Raw genomic sequence first — 21,436 nt, 5'->3', positions numbered from 1 at the left:
GCGTTTCCACGTCCTGCTGCGGAACTTTCCGGCGGTTCACCGCGTCGTGCTCGCCCTGGACGTCTACACCATCGTGTTCGTCGTCGGCATGCACGCGGCCTTCACGGTCCGCCCGCACGTCCTGACGGCGGACTCGCTCCGGATCCGCCGGGGCGTCCGTGTCGACCTGCGCATACCGCTGGAGCAAGTTGCCTCCGTACGGCGGGAGTTGCGGATGACCCACCAGCCGACCGACGGCGAACTGAACCTCCCCGTCGGCTCGCAGACCACCGTCACACTCCAACTCACCGAGCCCGTAACCCACTTCACCTTCCTCGGGCGCCAACGGGAGGTCGCCACCGTCCGCTTCCACGCCGACGGCGCCGACACCCTCGTAGCGGCGGTCAAGCAGGCGCGAACCGTACCTTCGACGTCCCCGGGTCCGCCTGTGTGAGCCGGACCCGCAGCCGCTCCCCCAGCGGCAGCGGAGTCGTACCGCCGTCGAGGCGGGCGACGACGGCCGGGGAGTCCAACTGCACCTTTCCCACGGCGGGTTGGTGTTCGTCCACGTCGACGACATAGCCGTCGAAGAGGTCGCCGACGCGGTCCTTCAGCAGTGCGGCCTCGACGATGTCGACGCACTCGCGCTCGACCGTGCCCGCGAGGCGGGTGCCGTCGGCCATCTGTTTGGGGAGGGCGTCGAGGCCGGCCAGGACCCAGGCGGGCGGGGACGCGGGAGAGAGGCAGATCTCGGCGGCGTAGCGGTCGACGAGGCGTCGTAGCGGGGCAGTGCAGTGGGTGTAAGGGGCGGCCACCGCCGCATGGGTGGTGATGGCGGGGAGGTTCCCGTCCCTGAAAACCGTGTAGCCCGCGCCGCGCAGCAGGGTCGTGCACTCCTGGAGGAAGGCCGCGTGGTGCGGGAGGCGCGGGTCGAGGGAGCGGATGAGTGCGGCGTACGACATGTGGTGCGGCCAGTCGATGTGCAGGGCGTGCGCGGTGCGGTGCAGGCGGCCGACCGCGCCGTCCGGGGCGGCGGGCAGGGTGCGCAGGACGCCCGTGCCGTGCGCGAGCATCAGGCCGGCCGCGGCCATGCCGGTGAGCAGGGAGATCTGGGCGTTCCAGCCGTCGGCGGGGAGCGGGGCGCGGTAGGCGAGTTCGTAGGTGCCGTCGCGCTCGACGATCTCCTGTTCGGGCACGTTGAGGGAGATGCCGCCGCGCTCCACCTCCAGGCGTTCGCGCGCCTCGCCGATGTCCTTGAGCAGCGCGACCGGTTCCTCGGCGGTGCCCGCTTCGATCCGTCGCTGCACGGTCGCGTAGTCGAGCTTGGCCCGGCTGCGGACCAGCGCACGGTGGACGTCGACGGCGACGGTACGGCCGTCCGCGTCCAGGTCGATCGTCCACAGCACCGCCGGCCGGGTCGTGTCCGGCAGCAGACTCGCGGCGCCCTCGCTGAGCAGGGGCGGGTGCAGCGGGGTCTTCTCGTCGGGGAAGTAGAGGGTGGTGACGCGGCGGTGGGCCTCCGCGTCGAGCGCCCCGCCGGGCACGACGAAGGAGGCGACGTCGGCGATGGCGTACCGGACGCGGAAGCCGCCGGTCACTCGGCGGGAGAGGTGCATCGCCTGGTCGAGGTCCATGGACGTGGGCGGGTCGACGGTGAAGAAGGGGATGTCGGTCGCGTCCAGGACCGGGGGCAGCGGGGCCGCGGCCGCCCGTTCCGCCTCGGCCAGTACCTCCGGCGGGAAGCTCTCGGGTACGCCGAGTTCGGTGCGGAGCGCGGCGAGGGCGGCACGGAGCGGGGCTTCGGGGGTGCCGGTCACCCGGATACGGCGGCGGGGCATGACACGAGCGTAGGCACAATCCGCCCGGCCGCACCCTTTACGCTGGCGCAGCACCCACCGTAAGGAGAAACCCACCGTGCTCGTCCTGCTGCCGCCCTCCGAAGGCAAGGCCTCCTCCGGCCGCGGTGCCCCGCTCAAGCCGGAATCGCTGTCGCTGCCGGGACTCGCCGACGCCCGCGCAGCCGTGCTCGACGAACTCGTCGAGTTGTGCGCGGCCGACGAGGACAAGGCGCGCGAGGTGCTCGGGCTGAGCGAAGGGCTGCGCGGCGAGATCGCGAAGAACGTCGGCCTGCGGACCGCCGGCGCGCGGCCCGCCGGGGAGATCTACACGGGTGTCCTCTACGACGCCCTCGACCTGGCTTCGCTGGACACGGCCGCGAAGAAGCGTGCCGCGCGCTCGCTGCTCGTCTTCTCCGGGCTGTGGGGCGCGGTGCGGGTGACGGACCGGATTCCGTCGTACCGCTGCTCGATGGGGGTACGACTGCCGGGGCTCGGGGCGCTGGGCGCGCACTGGCGGGCACCGATGGCGGCCGTGCTGCCCGAGGCCGCCGGGAACGGGCTCGTGCTCGACCTGCGGTCCTCGGCGTACGCGGCGGCGTGGAAGCCGAAGGGCGAGGTCGCGGAGCGCACGGCGACCGTACGGGTGCTGCACGCGCCGACCCGGAAGGTCGTCAGCCACTTCAACAAGGCGACGAAGGGGCGGATCGTACGGAGTCTGCTGAGCGCGTCGGTCGCGCCTGGGACGCCGGCCGAACTGGTGGACGCGTTGCGCGGGCTGGGGTACGAGGTGGAGGCGGAGGCGCCCGGGCAGGCGGGGCGGGCCTGGTCGCTGGATGTGCTGGTGGACGAGATTCACTGAGCGTTTCTTCCCGGCGCGGATGCGCGTTGCATTCTGCGCAATGACCTTTGCGCAGAATGCTTGAGCTCGGCAGGATGAGGCCATGGCCTCCTCCTCGCTGCTCGATCTCGCTCCCGTGCTGCCCGTCGTCGTCATCGAGGACGCGGCCGACGCCGTACCGCTCGCTCGGGCGCTGGTCGCCGGGGGGCTGCCGGCGATCGAGGTGACCTTGCGGACGCCGGCCGCGCTGGAGGCGCTGCGGGCGATCGCGGACGAGGTGTCGGGGGCGGTCGTCGGGGTCGGGACCGTACTGACTCCGGGGCAGGTGAAGGAGTCGGTGGCGGCGGGGGCCGGTTTCCTGGTGAGCCCCGGGTGGACCGAGCTGCTGCTGGAGGCGATGCAGGGGTCCGGAGTGCCGTTCCTGCCGGGGGTGTCGACCACGTCGGAGGTCGTGGCGCTGCTGGAGCGCGGGGTGCGGGAGATGAAGTTCTTCCCGGCCGCGGCGGCGGGCGGTACGGCCTATCTCGGGTCGCTGGCCGGGCCGTTGCCGCAGGCGCGGTTCTGCCCCACGGGTGGGATAGGGATCGACTCGGCGCCTGAATACCTGGCGTTGCCCAACGTCGGCTGTGTGGGCGGGAGTTGGATGATCCCGGCGGACGCGGTGGCCGCGCGGGACTGGGGGCGGATCGAGGCGCTGGCCCGCGAGGCGGCGACGCTCAGCGCAGGTGGGACGTGTCGTTGAACAGCCGTACGCTCGCGTTGCCGTCCGCGTAGTACGCCACCGCGGAGAGCGAGGCCGCCGAGAGTTCCATGCGGAACAGGGACTCCGGCGGGGCGCCCAGGGCGAGTTGGACGAAGGTCTTGATCGGCGTGACGTGCGTAACGAGCAGGACCGTGCGGCCCGCGTAGGCCGCGATCAGCTTGTCGCGGGTGGCGGCGATACGGGTCGCCGTCGCCGCGAAACTCTCGCCGCCGCCGGTGGGTTGGGCCGTGGGGTCGGCCAGCCAGGTCGTCAGGTCGTCCGGGTAGCGCTCCCTGACCTCGCCGAAGGTGAGGCCCTCCCACGCGCCGAAGTCCGTTTCGCGCAGGCCCTCTTCGATCGTCACGTCCAGGCCGAGACGGTCGGCCACGGCCGCGGCGGTCTCGCGGGTGCGGGTGAGGGGGGACGCGAGGATGTGCTGGATGGTGCCGCGGGCCGCCAACGCCGTTGCCGCGCGGGCGGCTTGGTCCTGGCCGACGGGTGAGAGGGAGGGGTTGGTGCCGCCGCTGCCGGAGAAGCGCTTTTGGGGTGTCAGGGGGGTTTCTCCGTGGCGGAGTAGGACGAATGTTGCGGGGGCGGTCATGTCTGCGGGGGCCCAACCCGGGCTGGGGGCGGCCACGTTGAGGGCGGCTCGGACGTCAGTTTTGTCGGTTGTCGTCACAGTTGCGGCCGGTGGGGGCTGGTCGCGCCCGCGCGGCGGAGCCGCAAATGTCTCAGCCCCGCGCCCCTGGACGGGCTTCGCCCCATCGTCCATCGCCTTGTTCGCCAGTCTGTCCGCGTGTTTGTTCTTCTCCCGGGGGATCCACTCGTACGTCACCCGGTCCGCCGGAAACACCGAACCCGCCTCCGCCGCCAAAGGCTTCATATCAGGGTGCTTGATCTTCCAGCGGCCCGACATCTGTTCCACGACGAGCTTGGAGTCCATGCGGACGTGGATCCGGGCAGCGGGGTCCAGGGCGTGGGCGGCGCGCAGGCCCGCGATCAGGCCTCGGTACTCGGCGACGTTGTTCGTGGCGACGCCGATGTACTCGGCCTCCTCCACCAGGGTCTCCCCCGTCGTCGCGTCGACGACCACGCTGCCGTAGCCCGCGGGCCCCGGGTTGCCCCGGGAACCGCCGTCGGCCTCGACGATGAACTCCCGCACCGTGAACGCTCCTTGAAAGACCTACAGACCCGACTCGGACGTGCGCACCAGGATGCGGCGGCAGTTCTCGCAGCGGACCACCGTGTCGGGGGCCGCCGCGCGGATCTCGTTGATGTCGGTGATGGCGAGCTCCTGGCGGCAGCCCTGGCAGGTGCGCTGGTAGAGCTTGGCCGCGCCGATGCCGCCCTGCTGCTGGCGGAGCTTGTCGTAGAGCTTGAGGAGGTCGGCGGGGATGGTGGCCGCGATGACCTCGCGCTCCTTCTCGGCCTTGGCCTCGTCGGCGTCGAGGGTCTCGGCGGCGGCGTCACGGCGGGCGGTCGCGTCGTCGATCTTGCCCTGGACGGAGCCGACCCGCTCGGTCAGTTCGGCGGTGCGCTCCTGCGCGGACTCACGGCGCTCCATGACCTCCAGGACGATGTCCTCCAGGTCGCCCTGGCGCTTGGCGAGGGAGACGATCTCGCGCTGGAGGTTCTCCAGGTCCTTGGGCGAGGTGACGGCGCCGGAGTCGAGGCGCTGCTGGTCGCGGGTGGCGCGCTGGCGGACCTGGTCGACGTCCTGCTCGGCCTTGGTCTGCTCGCGGGCGCAGTCGCTCTCCTCGGTCTGCACGGCCACGAGCAGGTCGCGCAGCTGCGTGAGGTCCTTGGTCAGCGCGTCGATCTCGGCGTGCTCGGGCAGTGAGTTGCGCTTGTGCGCGAGCTGCTGGAGGCGTACGTCGAGGGCCTGGACGTCGAGAAGTCGGATCTGGTCGGCGGGCGCGGCGTTCAGTTGGGGGCTCCCAGTGGGTCAGGTGTGGTGGCGGACGCCGCGTGGGCGGTCCAGGGGTCGGTGACCGTCTTGGAGACGTGGACCCTGAGGTCCCATCCCTCGCGGTCGGAGATCTCGTCGAGCTGGGCGGCGGCCAGCTCGCACCAGGGCCACTCGGTGGCCCAGTGCGCCGCGTCGAGCAGCGCGAGAGGACTGTGGGCGCGGGCCTCGGACACCGGGTGGTGGCGGAGGTCCGCGGTGAGGAAGGCGTCGACGCCGGCCGCCCGTACGTCGTCGAAGAGGCTGTCGCCGGAGCCGCCGCTGACGGCGACCGTGCGGACCAGGGCGTCGGGGTCGCCGGCGACGCGGATGCCCTGGGCGGTGGCGGGCAGGCGCTCGGCGGCGCGGGCCGCGAGTTCACGGACGGTGAGCGGGTGGTCCAGCTCGCAGACGCGGCCGAGGCCCCGGCGGCCGTCGGGGTCGGTGGGGTCCGGCACGAGGGGGCGTACGACACGGAGGTCGAGCGCGCCCGCGAGGGCGTCGGAGACTCCCGGGTCGGCGCGGTCGGCGTTGGTGTGGGCGACGTGCAGCGCGATGTCGTGCTTGATCAGGGTGTGCACCACGCGGCCCTTGAAGGTGGAGGCCGCGACCGTGGTCGTACCGCGCAGGTAGAGGGGGTGGTGGGTGACCAGCAGGTCGGCGCCCAGTTTCACGGCCTCGTCGACGATCTCCTGGACCGGGTCGACGGCGAACAGCACGCGCGTGACGCCCTGATCCGGGTCGCCCGTGACGGTGCCGACCGCGTCCCAGGACTCGGCCCGTTCGGCGGGCCACAGGTTCTCCAGCGCGGCGACGACTTCGGACAGGCGTGGTGCGGACTGACGGGATACGGGCTGACGGGGCACGGGCAAAGGCTACCTGGCCGCACTGTGGGGCTGAACCGCTGAAGCGGTCGTAGACGGGCTACGGCCACGTTCAGCACACCGGTCCCGGTTTCCTCAGGCGAATCGTTACTTGGCCACCCTTATGTGTGATGAGGCTGCTCATCGGTCCCACGTCCGTACGTACGAAAACTAGTTTCGTCGCCGGAGGTGACCGAACCATGACGGCCTGTGCGATCGAGCCCACGGCGGCGGACGAGGACGGGGACGAGTGCGGGGAGACGCGGACTGACGGTGCCGGGGGCACCGTGTGCGCGATCACCGCGGACGGGGCGTACGCGGCCCGCCTCGCGCCGGCCGGCGACTGCCTGTTCCCGGAGCGGTGGACCCTGGACGGCCCCGAGCCGTACGCGGTGCCGCTGCCCGGCAACCAGCCCGAGGAGCCCGGCAGCGAGGTGCAGCCGATGGGCGACGGGCGGGTGCTCATCCGGCGGCTGGTGGATGGGAGGCACACGTTCTCGCTGCTCTACCCGACCGGCCCGGGCACCGGTGAGCTGCCGCTCGGCGCGGTCGAGTGCCCGGACCCGGACACCCGGCTGCGGCTGCTCCCGCCCGCGCCGGGGGGCGAGAAGGCGTACGCCCTCGCCGTGGGCCGGCGGTCGACGGCCGTGTGGCTGGTGGCGGGGGGTGCCTTCGGGCCCGAGCATCTCGCGATGGTGCCGGGGCGCTGTTCGGGCGGGGTGTGGCTCGACCGGGCGGGGCGGATGCTGGCGCTGGACCGGGAGGTCGGCGGGCGGACCAAGGCGATCGTGGTCGACCTGGAGCGGGACGGGGAGGTGTCGCCGCTGCTGCAGATCGCCGCGGACAGCGACGACCGGCTGCTCGCGGCCGACCCCGACAGCGGGCTGCTCCTCATCCGCTCGGACGCGCCCTCGCCGGGGCGGGGGGACCGGCTGGGCTGGGGGGTGATCGGCTCCACGCTGCCGGTGCGGTTCCCGGAGTGCCTGCGGGTGGCGGACTGCACGGTGACGCCGTTCGCGATCCAGCCGGGGCAGGTGCTGATGCCGGAGAACTGCGGGGTGGCGCTGCGTATCGACGGGCCGGGCGGCAGTTGGCTCGGCGTGTGGCGGCCCACGGACCGGCAGCTGCTCCAACTCCCGGCGCCCGAGGGGTGGTTGGCGGGCGCCGGGCTGTGGAGCGAGGACGGGGTGCTGCAACTGCCGTACGCCACACGGGAAGTGCCGTGCGGTGTGGCGCGGTTCGCGGTGCCCAGGGGGGCGGGGGACAACGGGGGCCCGGGGGCCGGGGGGACCCCTGGGGTAACGGGGGGAAAGGGGGGTACGGGGGATACACGCCCGGGGGATCCGGTTCGGGACGGGACGGTGGGTGCGCCTGGGGAGGCCGCGCCCGAGCCGTCTCAACCGTCCGAACCGGATCCTCCGGTGCCGGTCGCACCGCGTCCGGTGCCGTTGCGGGAGGCGCCGCTCAAAGGCCGGGTGGCCGTCGGGTAACAAAGTGGTGCGGCTCGGTAACGAAGTCGTTCCGGACGGCGGTCCGCCTCGCGTCGGCCCCGGAACGGCTGGATAAGATCGCCGAGCTGCATGAAGGATCTTGTTACTACGGGGTGAAGTTTCCGATGAACGACACGAGCACCGCACAGACGATGTCCGCCGACACGCAGGACACCTCCGGCCACGGCAAGCACCGGGGCCCGGTCTCGGCGCAGGACGGCGATTCGGCCGCCCACGGCCGTCACCGCAAGCCGTCGGAGCAGTCCGAGTACGCGAACGCCTGACGGCACGTCGGGCACCTTGCACCACACGGCCCCGCCCGTCCTCGGACGGGCGGGGCCGTCGCGTTCCCTACGCTCCGCCCGGCTCCCGCTTGAGCCCGAGCACCTCGGCCGCGGCGAACGTCTCCTCCGCCGGCCGCCGGGCGTAGTGCGGAGTGAGTACGGCGTCCAGCTCGTCGTAGGTGAAGGTGTCCTGCTTGCTGTCGAACTTGGCCTGCACGTGCGGGCGTTCGACGATCGCGACCATGCCGCCGTGCACGACGAGCAGCTGTCCGTTGATCCGGGCGGCGGCGGGCGAGGCCAAGTAGCCGACGAGCGGGGCGACATGCTCGGGGGCAAGGGGGTCGAGGCCTTCGTCGGGCTCCTGGAAACCGGCGAAGACGTCCTCGGTCATCCGGGTGCGGGCGCGCGGGCAGATGGCGTTCGCGGTGACGCCGTACTTGGCCAGCGCGAGCGCGGTGGAGGTGGTCAGGCCGACGATTCCGCCTTTAGCCGCCGCGTAGTTGGGCTGACCGGCGGAACCGGCGAGGAACGCCTCGGAGGAGGTGTTCACGATCCGCCCGTACACCGGGGCTCCCGTCTCCTTGGACCGCCTGCGCCAGTGCGCGGACGCGAAGTGGGTGGTGTTGAAGTGGCCCTTGAGGTGGACCCGGATCACCGAGTCCCACTCTCCCTCCGTCATGGAGAAGACCATGCGGTCGCGGAGGATGCCCGCGTTGTTGACGAGGATGTCGAGGCCGCCGAGCTCGTCGATCGCCAGCTCGACGAGCTCGCCGGCCTGTTGGGTGTCGGCCACGTCCCCGGTGTGGGCGACGGCCCGGCCGCCCGCCTCGCGGATCTCGGCGGCGACCCGTTCGGCGGGGCCCGCGGAGGCCTCGCCGGAGCCGTCCCGGCCCGGTTGTCCGTAGTCGTTGACGACCACGGCCGCGCCGAGCCGGGCGAGTTCGAGCGCCTCGGCCCGGCCGAGCCCGCGTCCGGCGCCGGTGACGATCGCGACCAGGCCCTGAAGTGGCTGTGTCATGACCGGCCTTCAGATCTCGATGCAGGTGCGCAGGGCGGTCCCCGAACGCATCTGGTCCAGGGCCTCGTTGATGTCGGCGAGCGGCACCCGGTGGGTGATCAGGCCCTCCAGGTCGACGCGGCCCGCCCGCCACAGGGCGATCGTGCGCTCGTAGGAACGCAGCACGTCTCCCCCGCCGTACATCGAGGGCAGGATGCGCTTCTCGTCGAAGAACAGCTCGAACATGTTGAGTTGGAGGAAGTCGTCGAGGGCGCCCGCGCCGACGATGACGAGGGTGCCGCCGCGCCGGGTGTTCTCGTAGGCGGTGCGGGCGGTGGCGGAGCGGCCGACGACCTCGAAGACGTAGTCGAAGCCCTCGCCCGCGGTGACCTCCTGCTTGGCGGCGGCCAGCTCGTCCGGTGAGACCGCCCTGGTGGCACCGAACCTGAGCGCGGCCTCGCGGCGCGAGGCGACCGGGTCGACGGCGACGATCTCGGCGGCGCCCTTGAGGCGGGCACCCTGGATCGCGGAGATGCCGACACCGCCGCAGCCGATCACGGCCACCGACGAACCGGCCTCGACGTCCGCGGTGTTGAGGGCGGCGCCGAGTCCGGTGGTGACGCCGCAGCCGATGAGGGCCGCGATGTCGAAGGGCACGTCGTCGGGGATCGGTACGGCGCAACCGGCGTCGACGACGACCTCCTCGGCGAAGGTGCCGGTGCCCGCGAAGCCGAACACATCGCCGCCGGGGCGCTTGAAGTTGGGGGTGCCCGCGTTCATGAACCCGGCCAGACACAGCTGGGTCTGGCCGCGCTTGCAGGCGGCGCACACACCGCAGGCCGGCAGCCAGCAGACCACGACCCGGTCGCCGGGCTTCAAGTGGCTTACGCCCTCGCCGACTTCGAGGATCTCCCCCGCGCCCTCGTGCCCTGGTACGAAGGGAGCGGGCTGCGGCAGTACGCCGGCCATAGCGGACAGGTCCGAGTGGCACAGCCCCGTGGCGCGCACCCGGATCCTGACCCGGCCGGGCCCGAATCCCGTCGCCTCGACGTCGTCGAGGACTTCCAGCTTGTCCTGGCCTATCTCGTGCAGTACGGCTGCGCGCATGGGGCGCTCCCCTCGACTCTGCTCAACTCGGGCCTGGTTCAGGAGTGTTCGACGGTCGTGTCGGCGAGGACGGGAGCGTCCTCGCGCTCCACGGCGCTCACCGCGACCCGCACTTCGGTGTCGCCCTGCCGCCACATGCGGATGCGCAGCGTCTCGCCGGGGAAGACGACTCCGGCGAACCGGGTGTCGTAGCCGCGCACCCGGGTCACATCGCCGTCGAGCAGGGTGTCGACGACGGCCTTGAGCGTCATGCCGTACGTGCACAGCCCGTGCAGGATGGGCCGGTCGAACCCGGCGACCTTGGCGAACTCGGGGTCGGCGTGCAGCGGGTTCCAGTCGCCGGAGAGGCGGTACAGGAGTGCCTGGTCCTCGCGGATGTGCCGCTCGACCACCTTGTCGGGGGCGCCTGTCGGCGGTTCGAGGCGGGTGGAGGGGCCGCGGTCGCCGCCCCATCCCCCCTCCCCCCGTACGAAGATCTGCGCGTCGTTGGTCCACAACGGGCCGTCGGCGTCGGCGACTTCGGTGCGCATGACGAGGACGGCGGCCTTGCCCTTGTCGTACACGGCGGCGATGTTGCCGGTGCTGGTCGCGGTGCCCTTCGCCGGGATGGGCCGGTGCAGGCGCAGGGACTGGCCGCCGTGCAGGACGCGGGCGAGGTCGACCTCGATGCCGGGCATGGACAGGCCGCTGATCACGCCGGGTGAGCCGTTGCCCGCGACGGTGGCGAAGCTCGGCAGGACGTGCAGCCGGGACTCCAGGGTGTAGCGCAGCTCGTCGGGGTCGGTCGCCGGGGTGCCCGCGCCGAGGCCGAGGTGGTAGAGCTGGACGTCCTTGGTGGTCCAGGAGATCTCGCCGGTCCGGGGTTCGGCCGCGAGGGCCAGGGCTGCGTCGATGGGCATGGGGCTCCTGATCGCCGGTGGTCGAAGACCTCGGTGCGGCCGTCCGCACCGTCGGCCGCACCGAGGTCGTCACGGGCCGACCTAGAACGCGTTCCAGTCCGGCGACCCTTGTATAGCCCAGCACCCGGCAGTTGTGAAGGCTCCTGACACTGTGTCAGGTCCGGGTGCCGCGGCTGGGGACCAGTGACATTTGTCCTGCCCGAGTCCGTACAAGCGCATCTGCCGGACAGGGGGCGCGAGTTCGTAGCGTCGTACCCATGACACAGACAGGTGGGACAGAGCGCACGGTGTCCTTCGCGGGGGCGGTCAAGACCTTCGGCGCGGTGCGTGCCGTCGACGGGGTGGACCTGGAGATCGGGCGCGGCGAGACGGTCGCGCTGCTCGGGCGCAACGGCGCGGGCAAGTCGACGGCGATCTCGCTGCTGCTCGGGCTGAACGCGCCCGACGCCGGCACGGTCGAACTGTTCGGCGCGGTGCCCGAGTCGGCCGTACGCGGCGGCCTGGTGGGGGCGATGCTCCAGGAGGCGCGGGCGGTGCCCCGGGTCACCGTCGGTGAGCTGGTCGCGTTCGTCGCCCGGCGCTATCCGGCGCCGATGCCCGTCGCGCGGGCCCTGGAGCTGGCCGGGATCGGCGAGCTGGCCGGCCGGCGGGTGGACCGGCTGTCGGGCGGGCAGACGCAGCGGGTGCGGTTCGCCGTGGCGCTGGCGGGCAACCCGTCGCTGATCGTGCTGGACGAGCCGACCGCCGCACTCGATGTGGAGGCGCGGCACGCGTTCTGGCAGTCGATGCGGGCGTACGCGCGGCGCGGCCACACCGTGCTGTTCTCCACTCACTACTTGGAGGAGGCCGACGCGCACGCCGACCGGATCGTCGTCATCGACCGCGGCCGGATCGTCGCCGACGGCACCGGCGAGCAGCTCAAGCGGGCGGCCGGCGGCAGCCTCGTCACCATCGACCTGGCGGGCCGCCCCACCGAAGGCCTCGACCGGCTGCCCGGCGTACGCACCCTGGAAGTCCGCGGCGACCGCGCCCTGTTGCGCACCGACGACTCCGACGCGACGGTACGCGCGCTGGCGGAACTGGACGCGATCCACGGCCTGGAGGTCGCGCCGGCGTCGCTCGACCACGCGTTCCTGGCACTGACGGCACGTGAACTCGACCTGGAGACGGTGTGATGCGCGACCGCCTGCGGCTCGCGGACGGCCGGACCGAGCGCGCCCCTGGTTCGACGACCGGCCGCACGGACACGGACCGCCCGCACGACGCCGTCCCCGCGGCCCCGCACCACCGCTCCCCTGCCCGCACGACCCCCGAGACGGAGACCGTCCGATGATCGACTACCTGCGCCTCGAAGTCCGCCGGACCCTGCGCGACGTCGGCTTCGTGATCGGCGGGATCGCGATGCCCGTGATGATGTACCTGCTGTTCACCAACCTCGGCGGTGACGACAGCGGCTACAAGGCCACGGCGATGGTCGGCATGGCCGCCTACGGCGCGGTCGGCTCCGCGCTCAACACCGGTGGCGGGGTCGCCGAGGACCGCGCGATCGGCTGGCTGCGGCAACTGCGGGTGACGCCGATGACCCCGCGCCAGGTCGTCCTCGGCCGCGCGCTGACCGGCTCGGTGACCGTGCTGCCGGCGATCGTCGCGGTGCTCGCGGCGGGCGGCCTGGTCAACGGCGTACGACTCGACGCCTGGCAGTGGGCGGCGATCGCGCTGCTGCTGTGGCTGGGCTCGATCCCCTTCACCCTGCTCGGCCTCGGCAACGGCTACGGGCTCACCTCCCAGACCACCGGCGTCGCCAACATGGCCTGCAACCTGGGGCTCGCGGTGATCGGCGGCCTGTGGTTCCCGATCAGCCTCTTCCCCGGCTGGCTGCGCGCGATCTCGGAGTACACCCCCACCAACCGCTTCGCCCAGCTCGGCACCTCCGTCGCCGACGGGCACGCCCCCGCGCTCGGCGCGATCGTCGTCCTGACGGCCTGGCTGCTCGCGTTCGGTTCGTACGCTGTGCTGGCGTACCGCCGGACCGGGCGGACCGTGTGACCGGGGGAGCGGAAGAGATGTCCTGGATGCGAGGGATCAGGTGCCAGGTCCGCGCCTGGCGGGCGGCACGGGCCCGGTGGCGGGCCGACATGGCGGAGTTCAAGGCCGCGCAGAAGGAGGCGCGCCGCAAGGGCGAGTGGCCCGAGAACCCGGGCCCGCCGCCGACCGGCTTCTCCCTGCTGCCGTGGCTGCTGATGGGTCTGGGCTCCTTCTCCAACCTCCTCCAGGGCAAGGCCGACAACCCCTGGATCGGCGGCCTGGGCCTGCTGACCTTCAACTCCCTCTACATCTACGTCGTCTTCCGCTCCTTCGTGAAGGAGAAGCGCGAGGCCGTCGCGACGCGGGTGGCCCTCGTCGTGATGGGCCTGGTGACCTGCGGCCTCGCCCTGGGCTACGGCGGCAGTTGGCTGTACTTCTTCCCGCTGCTGGGCCTCGCCACCGGCGCCTGCCTGCGCGGCCCGCGCCTGGGCCAGGTCGGCCTCTCGCTGACCGCGCTCGCGGCGGCCGTCTCCATCTACCGGGCGGGCTGGGACGCGATCAACGTCGCCTACGGCACCTTCCTGTCGACGATGGTGACCGCCGCGATCCTCTCCCTCTCCGAGGCCGTACGCGAACTGCGCGCCGCCCGCGAGGAGTTGGCCCGCCGGGCGGTGGCGGAGGAACGCATGCGCTTCTCCCGCGACCTGCACGACCTGCTCGGCCACACCCTCTCGGTGATCGTGGTGAAGTCGGAGGCGGCCCGACGCCTCGCACCCCGAGACATGGAGGCCGCGCTCGGCCAGATCACCGACATCGAGGCCGTGGGCCGGCAGGCGCTCACCGAGATCCGTGAGGCCGTCACCGGCTACCGCGAGGGCAGCCTCGCCACCGAACTCGACCGCGCCCGCTCCGCGTTGTCCGCCGCCGACATCGACCCGGTGGTCCGCCAGTCCGGCCCGCCGCTGACCCCGCAGACCGAGGCTCTGCTCGGCTGGGTGGTCCGCGAGGCGGTCACCAACGTCGTACGGCACAGCGGCGCGACCCGCTGCGAGATCACCCTCGACGGCGTCCTGGACCGCGCCCGCCTGACCGTCGCGGACGACGGCGCCGGCGACCCCACCGGGTCCGGTGCCGCCGAGGGCGTCGGCGGCACCGGTCTGAAGGGCCTCACCGAACGCCTCGCGGCGGCGGGCGGCTCCCTGCGGGCCGGCCCGTCGCCGCGCGGCGGCTTCACGGTGACCGCCGAACTCCCGGTGGAACAGGCGGACTTGACGTCACACGTCGTGACTACGACGGGGACTACGGCGCCCAGGGAGCCGTGACCACCCAACTCACGTCGTCCGTCCACGAGGTGGCGCTGTCGAAGGCGTTCGAGCCGCCGTCGCTCGCTATGTAGACGTTGTAGTTGTAGTGCCGGAGGTATCTGGTCGGGTAGTTGTACGACGCGAACGAGGTGCCCGTGCCGCTCTTCCCGGTCGAGGCACAGAACGTGGCGTCCTGTCTGAACTGCGCGGTGCCGACCATGGGTTGGCGGTAGAGCTGGTAGTTGTAGTGGCGCAGGAAGTCGCCGGGGTAGTTCCGCGACTCGAAGGAGTAGCAGGAGCTGTCGGCCAGGCCCCGGCGGACGATCCAGGTGGCGTCGCCCTTGTCGAGCGTCGAACTGCTCGATGTGATGGCCGAGATGACCGCCGCGTTGTTCTGGTGGCGGACGTAGTCGGCCGTGCAGCACGAGGTGGTCGCCCGCAGCGAGATCTCCGAACCGGCCGCGAGCGTCCCGGTGGTGCCGGTCGAGCCGCCGTAGCCGACGGACACGATGTTGGCCTGTACGGAGTTGTCGGCGGCGTCCGTCGGGATGCCGGCCGTCATGACGCCCTCGAAGAACGAGCCGATGGAGCCGTTGCTGTTGTCCCCGCCGGTACCCAGGACGATCGCGCCCTCCTGATGCATGGGCGAGTAACCGCTCGTGGTGGGCTCACCCCCGGAATAGGTGGTCGTGAGACTCCCCGACTGGGCGTTTCCGTATTTCAGCGCGAAATGGTTCTGACCGTTGTTTTTCAGCAAAGCGGTGACGAACGGTATCGCCCCGGTGCCGGTGTTCGCCGTGTTCTTGCTGTACCCGGAGTCCGACTGGAACAGCCCGTTCTCCAGGTCGGCCTGCACCCAGGGACCGCTGCCGTAGCAGGGCGCGAACCAGCACTCGGTGCCGAAGTTGATCGCGTCCATGTGCCCGTTGCCGGTGTCCTGGTTGTTGGTCTCGGCGTTGCCGTAGTCGAAGCAGCAACTGCCGTTGACGTGGGTGCCCGAGGTCACCATGTACATCCCCTCGGCGGCGCCGTTGGTGGCCACGCCCGAGGTGGAGTTGTCGCGGTAGCCCATCCCGGCCGAGATCTCCAGGCCGTAGACCTGGTGCCCGCCGACGGTCACCGGCAGCGCGTCCGCGGGCGCCCCGACATCGGCCACGCCGGCCCCGCCCGCGCCCTCGATCGTGAGGTCGTTGTGGCGCGCGGACTGGTCGTAGATCTTGGTGATGATGCACGTCGTACCGGAACAGAACGAGTCCTGCGCCGCCGCGTTGGCGTATCCCCCGGCCGCCAGCAGGCCTATGTTCGCGGTGGCACCGTCGGAGGCGCGCTGCACTTGGTACAGCGACCCGTTGTACGACGAGTAGAGCGCCCGGACGAGGCTGTGCGCGGCGACGCACGGTGTCCCGGCGGTGGCGTAGATGTCGCACGGGAGCGAGGTGGCGGCCGACGCCTGCGGAACACCGACGGCCAGTGCGAGGACGGTCACGAGCGCCGACAGTGCGGCCAGGGTCGCGTTTCTCAGCCGGCGCGGCCGAGTGCGGAGGAGTCTCAAGAACACGGTGCACCTCTTTTTCTGCTTCTGGTGGGGCGGTGCGGGTGGCCGGCATCCGGAGGAGTGGGCAGGGGATGGTCGATATACCGAATGTCGTTCGATCGAAATGCCGAACCCATTCGCGATCGAAATGTCGAACTGTCGAAAGTTTTCCGAAAACGGCTCTGCTCGGGGAATTCCAGGATGCCGGCGGAATGCCGAGGCGATTGTTTGCCCGCAGCCGAAGACCGTCAAGACTCGCGGACGCGAACAATGAAGAGTTTTTGATAACCGCCCCGGGCCTTACCCTTGCCCCGTGGATGAGATGCCCCGGGACCACCGGCCCGCCAAGTCCGTCAGAGTGCTGCTCGCCGAGGACCAGGGCATGATGCGCGGCGCCCTCGCCCTGCTGCTCGGCATGGAGGCGGACCTGGAGGTCGTCGCCCAGGTCGGGAGGGGCGACGCGATCGTGGACGCCGCACTGACCCACCGCCCCGATGTCGCCCTCCTGGACATCGAGCTCCCCGGCATGAGCGGCCTGGACGCCGCCGCCGAACTCCGCGAACAGGCCCCCGACTGCCGGGTGTTGATCCTCACCACCTTCGGCCGCCCCGGCTATCTCCGCCGGGCGATGGAGGCGGGCGCGGCCGGCTTCCTGGTGAAGGACGGCCCGGTGGAGGACCTGGCCGCCGCGATCCGCCGCGTCCTGACCGGCGAGAGGGTCATCGACCCGGCCCTTGCCGCCGCCGCGCTGAGCGCGGGCCCGAACCCGCTGACCGCCCGCGAATGCGACGTCCTCAAGGCCTCGGTGGACGGCGCGACGGTCTCCGACATCGCCACGAAGCTCCACCTCTCCGAGTCCACCGTCCGCAACTACCTCTCGTCGGCGATCGGCAAGACGGCCACCCGCAACCGCATGGAAGCGATGCGAGAGGCCCGCCAACAGGGGTGGTTGTAGCCCGGATGCACCTCAGGAGACGGGGAGGGATGGGCGAACCCGAGGTGCAGGCCACTGTGAGAGCGAGCGAACTGTTGGCCGAGCACGAGGTCGAACTGCTGAGGCGTCCGCTCCTGGAGTGGGCTGGTCCCGCACGCTGCGGCGACCACGGCGCCGAGACGACGACCAGGACGCTGCGGGTGATTCAGCGGAAGCCGGCCCGGACCGTCAGCCCCTATTGCGGGAAGCGACCGAGCGAGTAGCCCACCCAGGCCAACCCGCTGCCGACCGCTCCCTGGACCTGCCGCAGGAACGGCCGGGCAGCTCCTAGTTCGTCACCGTCACCGAGTCGAACATCGCCCCCTCCGCCCCGACGCACACGAACCAGTTGTCCGGGGAGCCGGCCGCCGGGCGGATCGTCGACTCGTCGCTGTTGACGTCGGCGCCCGCTGCCACTCTGCGGGCCTCGGTGGACGTGCCGTCCTTCCAGGTGCAGAGGACCGTCCGCGCGGTCTTGGCGACCTGGCCGACCACCAGGCGCTGGGGGCCGTCGGTCTTCTTCGGGTCCAGGGTGGAGGCGCCCGACTTGAGGTCCGTGCCCGCCATGGTGTCCTGCGGGGAGGCCGAGTCGCCCATCAGGAGGGTCGGGGCTCCGCTCCCGTATGTCCGACGTACGAAGTATGTGATCTTGCCGACCAGTGCGGACGCCTTGTCCTTGTCCCAGGGCTCTTCACCGCGGTTGGACATGGCACTGAGCTGGGCCTGGGCCTCCTCCTCGGTGCGGGGGGCGCCCCACACGTCGACCGTGACGTACCACGCCCGGCCCTTCTCGGTGCCCGCCGCGAGCATCGTCTCCTGCGGCAGATACACGTGCCGCTCCTCCGGTGTCGACGGCAGCGTCGGCTTCTGGGTCACCGCGGGTGTCACCTCCGCGCCGCTCCCGTCGCGCAGCGAGGCCAGGGCCAGGGTGCCCGACGCGCCCGTGATCACCAGTGCCGCGGCCGTCGCCAGCGCCCAGCGGCGGGCCCGGCGGCGACGGCCGCCGCGGATCACCGCCTGGTAGGGGGCTGTGCCGATCTCGACCTCGTCCGCCGCGTCCGCCAGCAGGAGGGCGATGTCCGTGTCCGTCATGGTGTGGTTCGTCTCCCGGTCCGCGTTCATCGCTTCGGCCCTCCCTGCGTCACCGTCTCGGCGAGTCCTGGTATGGCGCGGAGCTTCGCGATCCCCTTGGCCGCGTTGCTCTTCACCGCGCCGACGGAACAGCCCATCGCCTGTGCCGTCTGTGTCTCGGTGAGGTCCTCCCAGTACCGCAGCACCACCGCCTCCCGCTGCCTGGCGGGCAGTTGGGCCAGCGCCTTCAGCAGGGCGTTGCGGTCCTCGGCCTGGGCGATGCGGTCACCGGTGTCGGCGATCTCGCGCACCAGTCCCGAGTCGTCCTTCGGGGCGAGGAACTCCTTGAGCCGTCTGCGGTGTTTGCGTGCGTGGGCGTTGATCATCACGCGCCGTACGTACGCCTCCGGATCGTCCGCCGAGCCGACCTTGCGCCAGGCCACGAAGACCTGCTCCAACGTCGACTGGACCAGGTCCTCCGCCGCGTGCTGCTCCCCCGTCAGAAGAAATGCCGTCCGCATCAACCGCGGCCAGCGGCCGATGACGAAGCTCTGGAACTCGTCGTCCCGAGTCCCCCGAGCCTCCTTGCGATCCCCCATGGGCACCTCCTAGATGTCTGAAGGAGTCCATGAGCCGCCCGGACCGTTGCCTCACTTCTCGAAACTCGTGGAAGTCGTGCCCTCCGCGTTGGTGGAGGCCGTCCCCTCGGCGACCTTCGCGGCCACTGCCGGCCCGGCCCCCTTCCCCCACGGCAGCCACACCAGCATCAGCGCCACCCCGCCGAGCAGCACCCCCGCCCCCGTACGGAACGCCAGCGCGTATCCCTCCGTCAGCGCCTCCGGCACACCGCCGTCGGGCCCAGGCGTACTGATCGCACCGGCCGCGCCGGCCGTCCCGGCCACCCCCAGCGCGCTCGCCGTCCGCGCCGCCGCGATCGTCGACATCACGGCGAGGCCCAGCGAACCCCCCATCGTGCGCGAGGTGTTGATCAGCCCGGAGACGAGACCGGCCTCACCCGGCGCCGCCCCGGACGTGGCGAGCGCGGCGAGCGGCGTGGCGGTCAGGCCCGCGCCCAGCATCATCAGGATTCCGGGGAGCATGATCTCCGTCAGGTAGTCCCCCCGCGCGGTCATCAGCGACTGCCAGCCGAAGCCGACCGCCGCGATCACCGTCCCGAGCACGGCGACGTTGCGCGCGCCGAGGACCGGCATGAAGCGGGGCGCCGACTTGGAGCCGACGAGGACGGCGAGGGAGCTCGGCACCAGGGCGAGCCCGGCCTCCAGCGGGCTGTACCCGAGGACGTTCTGCGCGTACAGCGTCATGAAGAACCACATGCAGAACATCGCGGAGCCGCTCAGGAACATCGCAGCGTTGGCCGACGACACCGCCCGCGACCGGAACAGCCCGAGCGGCATCAGCGGAGCCGCCGTGCGGGCCTCGACGACCAGGAAGAGCGCGACCAGCGCGAGTCCGGCGGCCAGCGGGACCAGGGTCGCGGCGGCCGTCCACCCCTCGGCCTCGGTCTGCGAGATGCCGTAGGCCAGTACGCCGAGACCGGCCGTGACCAGGACGGCACCCGGCAGATCGAGTCGCCGGCCGTCCCCCGCCCGGCTCTCCGGGAGCCACCGCAGTGAGCTGAGCAGGACCACCGCGCCGACGGGCACGTTGATCAGCAGCACCCAGCGCCAGGACAGCGTGTCCACGAGCACCCCGCCGACGAGTCCGCCGGCGGCCCCGCCGCCCGCGCCGACCGCGGTCCAGGTGGCGATGGCCCGGGCGCGGGCCGCGCCCTCCGGCACCGCCGAGGTGACGATGGTCAGCGTCGAGGGCGCCAGCACGGCGGCGCCGAGTCCCTGCGCGGCCCGGGCGAGGAGCAGTTGCCAGCCGTCCTGGGCGAGGCCGCCGCACAGCGAGGCCAGCGTGAACAGCGCGAGCCCGACCAGGAACATCCGCTTGCGGCCGTAGAGGTCACCGGCGCGCCCGCCGAGCAGCATGAACCCGGCGAAGGCGATGGCGTACGCGTTGACCACCCACTGGAGCCCGGGCGCGCTCATGCCCAGGTCGGTCCGCATCGACGGCAGCGCCACGTTGACGACGGACACGTCGAGCACGACGAGGAACTGTCCGGCGCACGCGAGCGCCACCACCAGCCAGGCGGGCGGCGCGGCGCCCCTGCTGAACAGGCGGGATATTCGGGAGGCATCAGCGGCTCGGGACATGGTCGTCATACTCTCAACCGGCCCGCACCCCCGGCATCGGCATTTCGCCTCAGCCCCACCACCGCCGTAGGACCTAAGCCGCCCGCAGCAACGTCACCACCGCGGCCCCGCCCAGCCCGATGTTGTGCGCGAGCCCCACCTCGGCCCCCGGTACCTGCCGCTGCCCCGCCGTCCCCCTCAGCTGCCACACCAGCTCGGCGACTTGGGCGATCCCGGTGGCCCCCAGCGGATGTCCCTTGGAGATCAGCCCGCCCGACGGGTTGACCACCCAGCGTCCGCCGTACGTCGTACCGCCGGACTCGACGAGCTTCCCGGACTCCCCGGGTCCGCACATGCCGAGGGCCTCGTACGTCAGCAGTTCGTTGATCGAGAAGCAGTCGTGGAGTTCCACGACGTCCACGTCCTCGATGCCGAGTCCGGACCGTTCGTAGACCTGGCGGGCGGCGGCCCGGGACATGGGCTGTCCTACGACGTCCACGCAGGAGCCGGAGGCGAAGGAGTCCTCGGTGTCGGTGGTCATCGCCTGGGCGACGATCTCGACGGGCCGACCCGCCAACTGCCTTGACCGCGCGAAGCGTTCGGAGACGACGACCGCCGCCGCGGCCCCGTCCGAGGTCGGTGAGCACTGGAGTTTCGTCAGCGGGTGGTGGACGACCCGGGCCGCGAGGATGTCGTCGACGTCGTAGACGTCCTGGAACTGGGCGTTCGGGTTGTGCGCGGAGTGCCGGTGGTTCTTGGCGGCGACGGCGGCGAGCTGGGCCTCGGTCGTGCCGTACTTCTCCATGTGTTCGCGGGCCGCGTCGCCGAAGATCTGGGCGGTGGGCGGGGTCATCTCGAAGCCGTGCCGGGCGGCCATGACGCCGTAGTGGCGCGCGACGGGGGACGTAGCGAAGTCGCCACCGTCGGCGCCGCCCCCGAGCGCACCCCTCTTCATCTTCTCGAAGCCCACCGCCAGTACGCAGTCGGCCGCCCCGCCCTCGACGAGCTGGCGGGCGAGCATCAGGGCGGTCGAACCCGTCGCGCAGTTGTTGTTGACGTTGTAGACGGGGATGCCGGTGAGACCGAGCTCATAGACGGCGCGCTGGCCGGCGGTCGAGGGCTGGAAGCAGTAGCCGATCGGAACCTGTTCTACGTCCGCGTAGGAGATCCCGGCGTCCGCGAGGGCGGCACTCCCGGCCTCCCGCACCATGTCCCAGTACTGCCACTCCCGGCTCTCCGGCTTCTCGAACTTCGTCATTCCGACGCCGGCGACATAGGCCTTCATGGCGGGCGAGACTAGAACACGTTTCAGTAAATGGCCAGAGGTGACGGAGGGTCAGATATTCATG

General features: G+C 71.7%; 23 protein-coding genes. 11 read left to right on the top strand and 12 right to left on the bottom strand.

Going from position 1 to position 21,436, the window contains the following annotated elements; all coding sequences use genetic code 11:
• The first annotated feature begins 13 nt into the window (after window positions 1–13).
• On the top strand, window positions 14–433 hold the full coding sequence (locus ACWDEW_RS24925; protein ID WP_450515275.1) for a hypothetical protein: 420 nt from the start codon (window positions 14–16) through the stop codon (window positions 431–433).
• On the opposite strand, the gene ACWDEW_RS24920 is transcribed toward ACWDEW_RS24925, so the two are convergent.
• The gene (locus tag ACWDEW_RS24920; protein WP_450515136.1) at window positions 384–1,817 is read right to left on the bottom strand and encodes an RNB domain-containing ribonuclease; all 1,434 of its coding nucleotides are present in this window, start codon (window positions 1,815–1,817) and stop codon (window positions 384–386) included. The two genes, ACWDEW_RS24925 and ACWDEW_RS24920, sit on opposite strands and share 50 nt — an antisense overlap.
• Window positions 1,818–1,893: 76 nt before the next feature.
• Between ACWDEW_RS24920 and yaaA the strand changes: the two genes are divergently transcribed.
• Window positions 1,894–2,676, top strand: a complete 783-nt coding sequence (gene yaaA / locus ACWDEW_RS24915) for a peroxide stress protein YaaA (RefSeq protein WP_450515135.1) — start codon at window positions 1,894–1,896, stop codon at window positions 2,674–2,676.
• 82 nt (window positions 2,677–2,758) lie between these two features.
• Window positions 2,759–3,397 (top strand): bifunctional 4-hydroxy-2-oxoglutarate aldolase/2-dehydro-3-deoxy-phosphogluconate aldolase, encoded by a 639-nt coding sequence (gene eda / locus ACWDEW_RS24910; RefSeq protein ID WP_450515134.1) that lies wholly within the window; start codon window positions 2,759–2,761, stop codon window positions 3,395–3,397.
• On the opposite strand, the gene ACWDEW_RS24905 is transcribed toward eda, so the two are convergent.
• Genes ACWDEW_RS24905 through ACWDEW_RS24895 form a run of 3 tightly spaced genes read right to left on the bottom strand, consistent with a single transcriptional unit; the run spans window position 3,372 to window position 6,208 of the window.
• Window positions 3,372–4,559 carry a bifunctional RNase H/acid phosphatase gene (locus ACWDEW_RS24905; protein WP_450515133.1) on the bottom strand — a complete coding sequence of 396 codons (1,188 nt, stop codon included), beginning with the start codon at window positions 4,557–4,559 and terminating at the stop codon, window positions 3,372–3,374. The genes eda and ACWDEW_RS24905 overlap by 26 nt on opposite strands.
• A gap of 21 nt (window positions 4,560–4,580) precedes the next feature.
• Complete coding sequence (locus ACWDEW_RS24900; RefSeq protein WP_359613916.1) at window positions 4,581–5,324, bottom strand: zinc ribbon domain-containing protein; 744 nt, start codon at window positions 5,322–5,324, stop codon at window positions 4,581–4,583.
• On the bottom strand, window positions 5,321–6,208 hold the full coding sequence (locus tag ACWDEW_RS24895) for a Nif3-like dinuclear metal center hexameric protein (RefSeq protein ID WP_450515132.1): 888 nt from the start codon (window positions 6,206–6,208) through the stop codon (window positions 5,321–5,323). Before ACWDEW_RS24895 ends, ACWDEW_RS24900 begins: the two co-directional genes overlap by 4 nt.
• A 197-nt stretch (window positions 6,209–6,405) precedes the next feature.
• Here ACWDEW_RS24895 and ACWDEW_RS24890 point away from each other — a divergent pair, with 197 nt between their 5' ends.
• A complete protein-coding gene (locus ACWDEW_RS24890) occupies window positions 6,406–7,695 on the top strand; it encodes a hypothetical protein (protein ID WP_450515131.1) in 1,290 nt (429 codons plus the stop codon).
• Between the two features lie 125 nt (window positions 7,696–7,820).
• On the top strand, window positions 7,821–7,979 hold the full coding sequence (locus tag ACWDEW_RS24885; protein WP_450515130.1) for a hypothetical protein: 159 nt from the start codon (window positions 7,821–7,823) through the stop codon (window positions 7,977–7,979).
• Window positions 7,980–8,046: 67 nt separating this feature from the next.
• Here ACWDEW_RS24885 and ACWDEW_RS24880 read toward each other — a convergent pair whose 3' ends face one another.
• The 3 genes from ACWDEW_RS24880 to ACWDEW_RS24870 are packed head-to-tail and all read right to left on the bottom strand — an operon-like array spanning window position 8,047 to window position 10,982.
• Entirely contained in the window at window positions 8,047–8,997 is a 951-nt protein-coding gene (locus ACWDEW_RS24880) for a 3-oxoacyl-ACP reductase (RefSeq protein WP_450515129.1), read from the bottom strand.
• Window positions 8,998–9,006: 9 nt separating this feature from the next.
• Entirely contained in the window at window positions 9,007–10,083 is a 1,077-nt protein-coding gene (locus tag ACWDEW_RS24875; RefSeq protein WP_450515128.1) for a Zn-dependent alcohol dehydrogenase, read from the bottom strand.
• A gap of 38 nt (window positions 10,084–10,121) precedes the next feature.
• Window positions 10,122–10,982 carry a MaoC/PaaZ C-terminal domain-containing protein gene (locus tag ACWDEW_RS24870; protein WP_450515127.1) on the bottom strand — a complete coding sequence of 287 codons (861 nt, stop codon included), beginning with the start codon at window positions 10,980–10,982 and terminating at the stop codon, window positions 10,122–10,124.
• Window positions 10,983–11,239: 257 nt separating this feature from the next.
• Between ACWDEW_RS24870 and ACWDEW_RS24865 the strand changes: the two genes are divergently transcribed.
• The 4 genes from ACWDEW_RS24865 to ACWDEW_RS24850 are packed head-to-tail and all read left to right on the top strand — an operon-like array spanning window position 11,240 to window position 14,329.
• Window positions 11,240–12,157, top strand: a complete 918-nt coding sequence (locus ACWDEW_RS24865; RefSeq protein ID WP_450515126.1) for an ABC transporter ATP-binding protein — start codon at window positions 11,240–11,242, stop codon at window positions 12,155–12,157.
• Complete coding sequence (locus ACWDEW_RS24860) at window positions 12,157–12,315, top strand: hypothetical protein (RefSeq protein ID WP_450515125.1); 159 nt, start codon at window positions 12,157–12,159, stop codon at window positions 12,313–12,315. Before ACWDEW_RS24865 ends, ACWDEW_RS24860 begins: the two co-directional genes overlap by 1 nt.
• Window positions 12,312–13,028, top strand: a complete 717-nt coding sequence (locus tag ACWDEW_RS24855; protein ID WP_450515124.1) for an ABC transporter permease — start codon at window positions 12,312–12,314, stop codon at window positions 13,026–13,028. The genes ACWDEW_RS24860 and ACWDEW_RS24855 overlap by 4 nt, the downstream gene beginning before the upstream one ends.
• Window positions 13,029–13,045: 17 nt before the next feature.
• Complete coding sequence (locus ACWDEW_RS24850; RefSeq protein WP_450515123.1) at window positions 13,046–14,329, top strand: sensor histidine kinase; 1,284 nt, start codon at window positions 13,046–13,048, stop codon at window positions 14,327–14,329.
• Here ACWDEW_RS24850 and ACWDEW_RS24845 read toward each other — a convergent pair.
• Entirely contained in the window at window positions 14,307–15,869 is a 1,563-nt protein-coding gene (locus ACWDEW_RS24845) for an alpha-L-arabinofuranosidase B (protein WP_450515122.1), read from the bottom strand. The two genes, ACWDEW_RS24850 and ACWDEW_RS24845, sit on opposite strands and share 23 nt — an antisense overlap.
• A 298-nt stretch (window positions 15,870–16,167) precedes the next feature.
• Here ACWDEW_RS24845 and ACWDEW_RS24840 point away from each other — a divergent pair, with 298 nt between their 5' ends.
• Together ACWDEW_RS24840 and ACWDEW_RS24835 are read left to right on the top strand one after the other, a co-directional pair.
• Window positions 16,168–16,800 carry a response regulator gene (locus ACWDEW_RS24840; protein WP_450515273.1) on the top strand — a complete coding sequence of 211 codons (633 nt, stop codon included), beginning with the start codon at window positions 16,168–16,170 and terminating at the stop codon, window positions 16,798–16,800.
• Between the two features lie 29 nt (window positions 16,801–16,829).
• Window positions 16,830–17,042 (top strand): hypothetical protein, encoded by a 213-nt coding sequence (locus tag ACWDEW_RS24835; RefSeq protein WP_450515121.1) that lies wholly within the window; start codon window positions 16,830–16,832, stop codon window positions 17,040–17,042.
• Window positions 17,043–17,106: 64 nt separating this feature from the next.
• Here the strand turns inward: ACWDEW_RS24835 and ACWDEW_RS24830 are convergent, their stop codons facing one another.
• The 4 genes from ACWDEW_RS24830 to ACWDEW_RS24815 form a co-directional block, all read right to left on the bottom strand.
• A complete protein-coding gene (locus ACWDEW_RS24830) occupies window positions 17,107–17,940 on the bottom strand; it encodes a hypothetical protein (RefSeq protein ID WP_450515120.1) in 834 nt (277 codons plus the stop codon).
• Window positions 17,937–18,488 (bottom strand): SigE family RNA polymerase sigma factor, encoded by a 552-nt coding sequence (locus ACWDEW_RS24825; RefSeq protein WP_450515119.1) that lies wholly within the window; start codon window positions 18,486–18,488, stop codon window positions 17,937–17,939. Before ACWDEW_RS24825 ends, ACWDEW_RS24830 begins: the two co-directional genes overlap by 4 nt.
• A gap of 51 nt (window positions 18,489–18,539) precedes the next feature.
• The gene (locus ACWDEW_RS24820) at window positions 18,540–20,117 is read right to left on the bottom strand and encodes an MFS transporter (RefSeq protein ID WP_450515118.1); all 1,578 of its coding nucleotides are present in this window, start codon (window positions 20,115–20,117) and stop codon (window positions 18,540–18,542) included.
• Between the two features lie 64 nt (window positions 20,118–20,181).
• Entirely contained in the window at window positions 20,182–21,372 is a 1,191-nt protein-coding gene (locus ACWDEW_RS24815; RefSeq protein ID WP_450515117.1) for a lipid-transfer protein, read from the bottom strand.
• Window positions 21,373–21,436: the final 64 nt, after the last annotated feature.

Source organism: Streptomyces sp. NPDC001100 (assembly GCF_053598575.1).
This window is presented reverse-complemented; position numbering and strand designations above follow the sequence as displayed.

What these genes read in the sequence shown, in the direction of transcription:
- ACWDEW_RS24835 (WP_450515121.1), top strand. Translation starts at nt 16,830, where the DNA reads ATGGGCGAACCCGAGGTGCAGGCCACTGTGAGAGCGAGCGAACTGTTG.
- ACWDEW_RS24830 (WP_450515120.1), bottom strand. Translation starts at nt 17,940, where the DNA reads ATGAACGCGGACCGGGAGACGAACCACACCATGACGGACACGGACATC.
- ACWDEW_RS24870 (WP_450515127.1), bottom strand. Translation starts at nt 10,982, where the DNA reads ATGCCCATCGACGCAGCCCTGGCCCTCGCGGCCGAACCCCGGACCGGC.
- ACWDEW_RS24890 (WP_450515131.1), top strand. Translation starts at nt 6,406, where the DNA reads ATGACGGCCTGTGCGATCGAGCCCACGGCGGCGGACGAGGACGGGGAC.
- eda (WP_450515134.1), top strand. Translation starts at nt 2,759, where the DNA reads ATGGCCTCCTCCTCGCTGCTCGATCTCGCTCCCGTGCTGCCCGTCGTC.
- ACWDEW_RS24825 (WP_450515119.1), bottom strand. Translation starts at nt 18,488, where the DNA reads ATGGGGGATCGCAAGGAGGCTCGGGGGACTCGGGACGACGAGTTCCAG.
- ACWDEW_RS24920 (WP_450515136.1), bottom strand. Translation starts at nt 1,817, where the DNA reads ATGCCCCGCCGCCGTATCCGGGTGACCGGCACCCCCGAAGCCCCGCTC.
- ACWDEW_RS24875 (WP_450515128.1), bottom strand. Translation starts at nt 10,083, where the DNA reads ATGCGCGCAGCCGTACTGCACGAGATAGGCCAGGACAAGCTGGAAGTC.
- ACWDEW_RS24840 (WP_450515273.1), top strand. Translation starts at nt 16,168, where the DNA reads ATGCCCCGGGACCACCGGCCCGCCAAGTCCGTCAGAGTGCTGCTCGCC.
- ACWDEW_RS24885 (WP_450515130.1), top strand. Translation starts at nt 7,821, where the DNA reads ATGAACGACACGAGCACCGCACAGACGATGTCCGCCGACACGCAGGAC.
- ACWDEW_RS24880 (WP_450515129.1), bottom strand. Translation starts at nt 8,997, where the DNA reads ATGACACAGCCACTTCAGGGCCTGGTCGCGATCGTCACCGGCGCCGGA.
- ACWDEW_RS24815 (WP_450515117.1), bottom strand. Translation starts at nt 21,372, where the DNA reads ATGAAGGCCTATGTCGCCGGCGTCGGAATGACGAAGTTCGAGAAGCCG.
- ACWDEW_RS24865 (WP_450515126.1), top strand. Translation starts at nt 11,240, where the DNA reads ATGACACAGACAGGTGGGACAGAGCGCACGGTGTCCTTCGCGGGGGCG.
- ACWDEW_RS24820 (WP_450515118.1), bottom strand. Translation starts at nt 20,117, where the DNA reads ATGACGACCATGTCCCGAGCCGCTGATGCCTCCCGAATATCCCGCCTG.
- ACWDEW_RS24855 (WP_450515124.1), top strand. Translation starts at nt 12,312, where the DNA reads ATGATCGACTACCTGCGCCTCGAAGTCCGCCGGACCCTGCGCGACGTC.
- ACWDEW_RS24860 (WP_450515125.1), top strand. Translation starts at nt 12,157, where the DNA reads ATGCGCGACCGCCTGCGGCTCGCGGACGGCCGGACCGAGCGCGCCCCT.
- ACWDEW_RS24850 (WP_450515123.1), top strand. Translation starts at nt 13,046, where the DNA reads ATGTCCTGGATGCGAGGGATCAGGTGCCAGGTCCGCGCCTGGCGGGCG.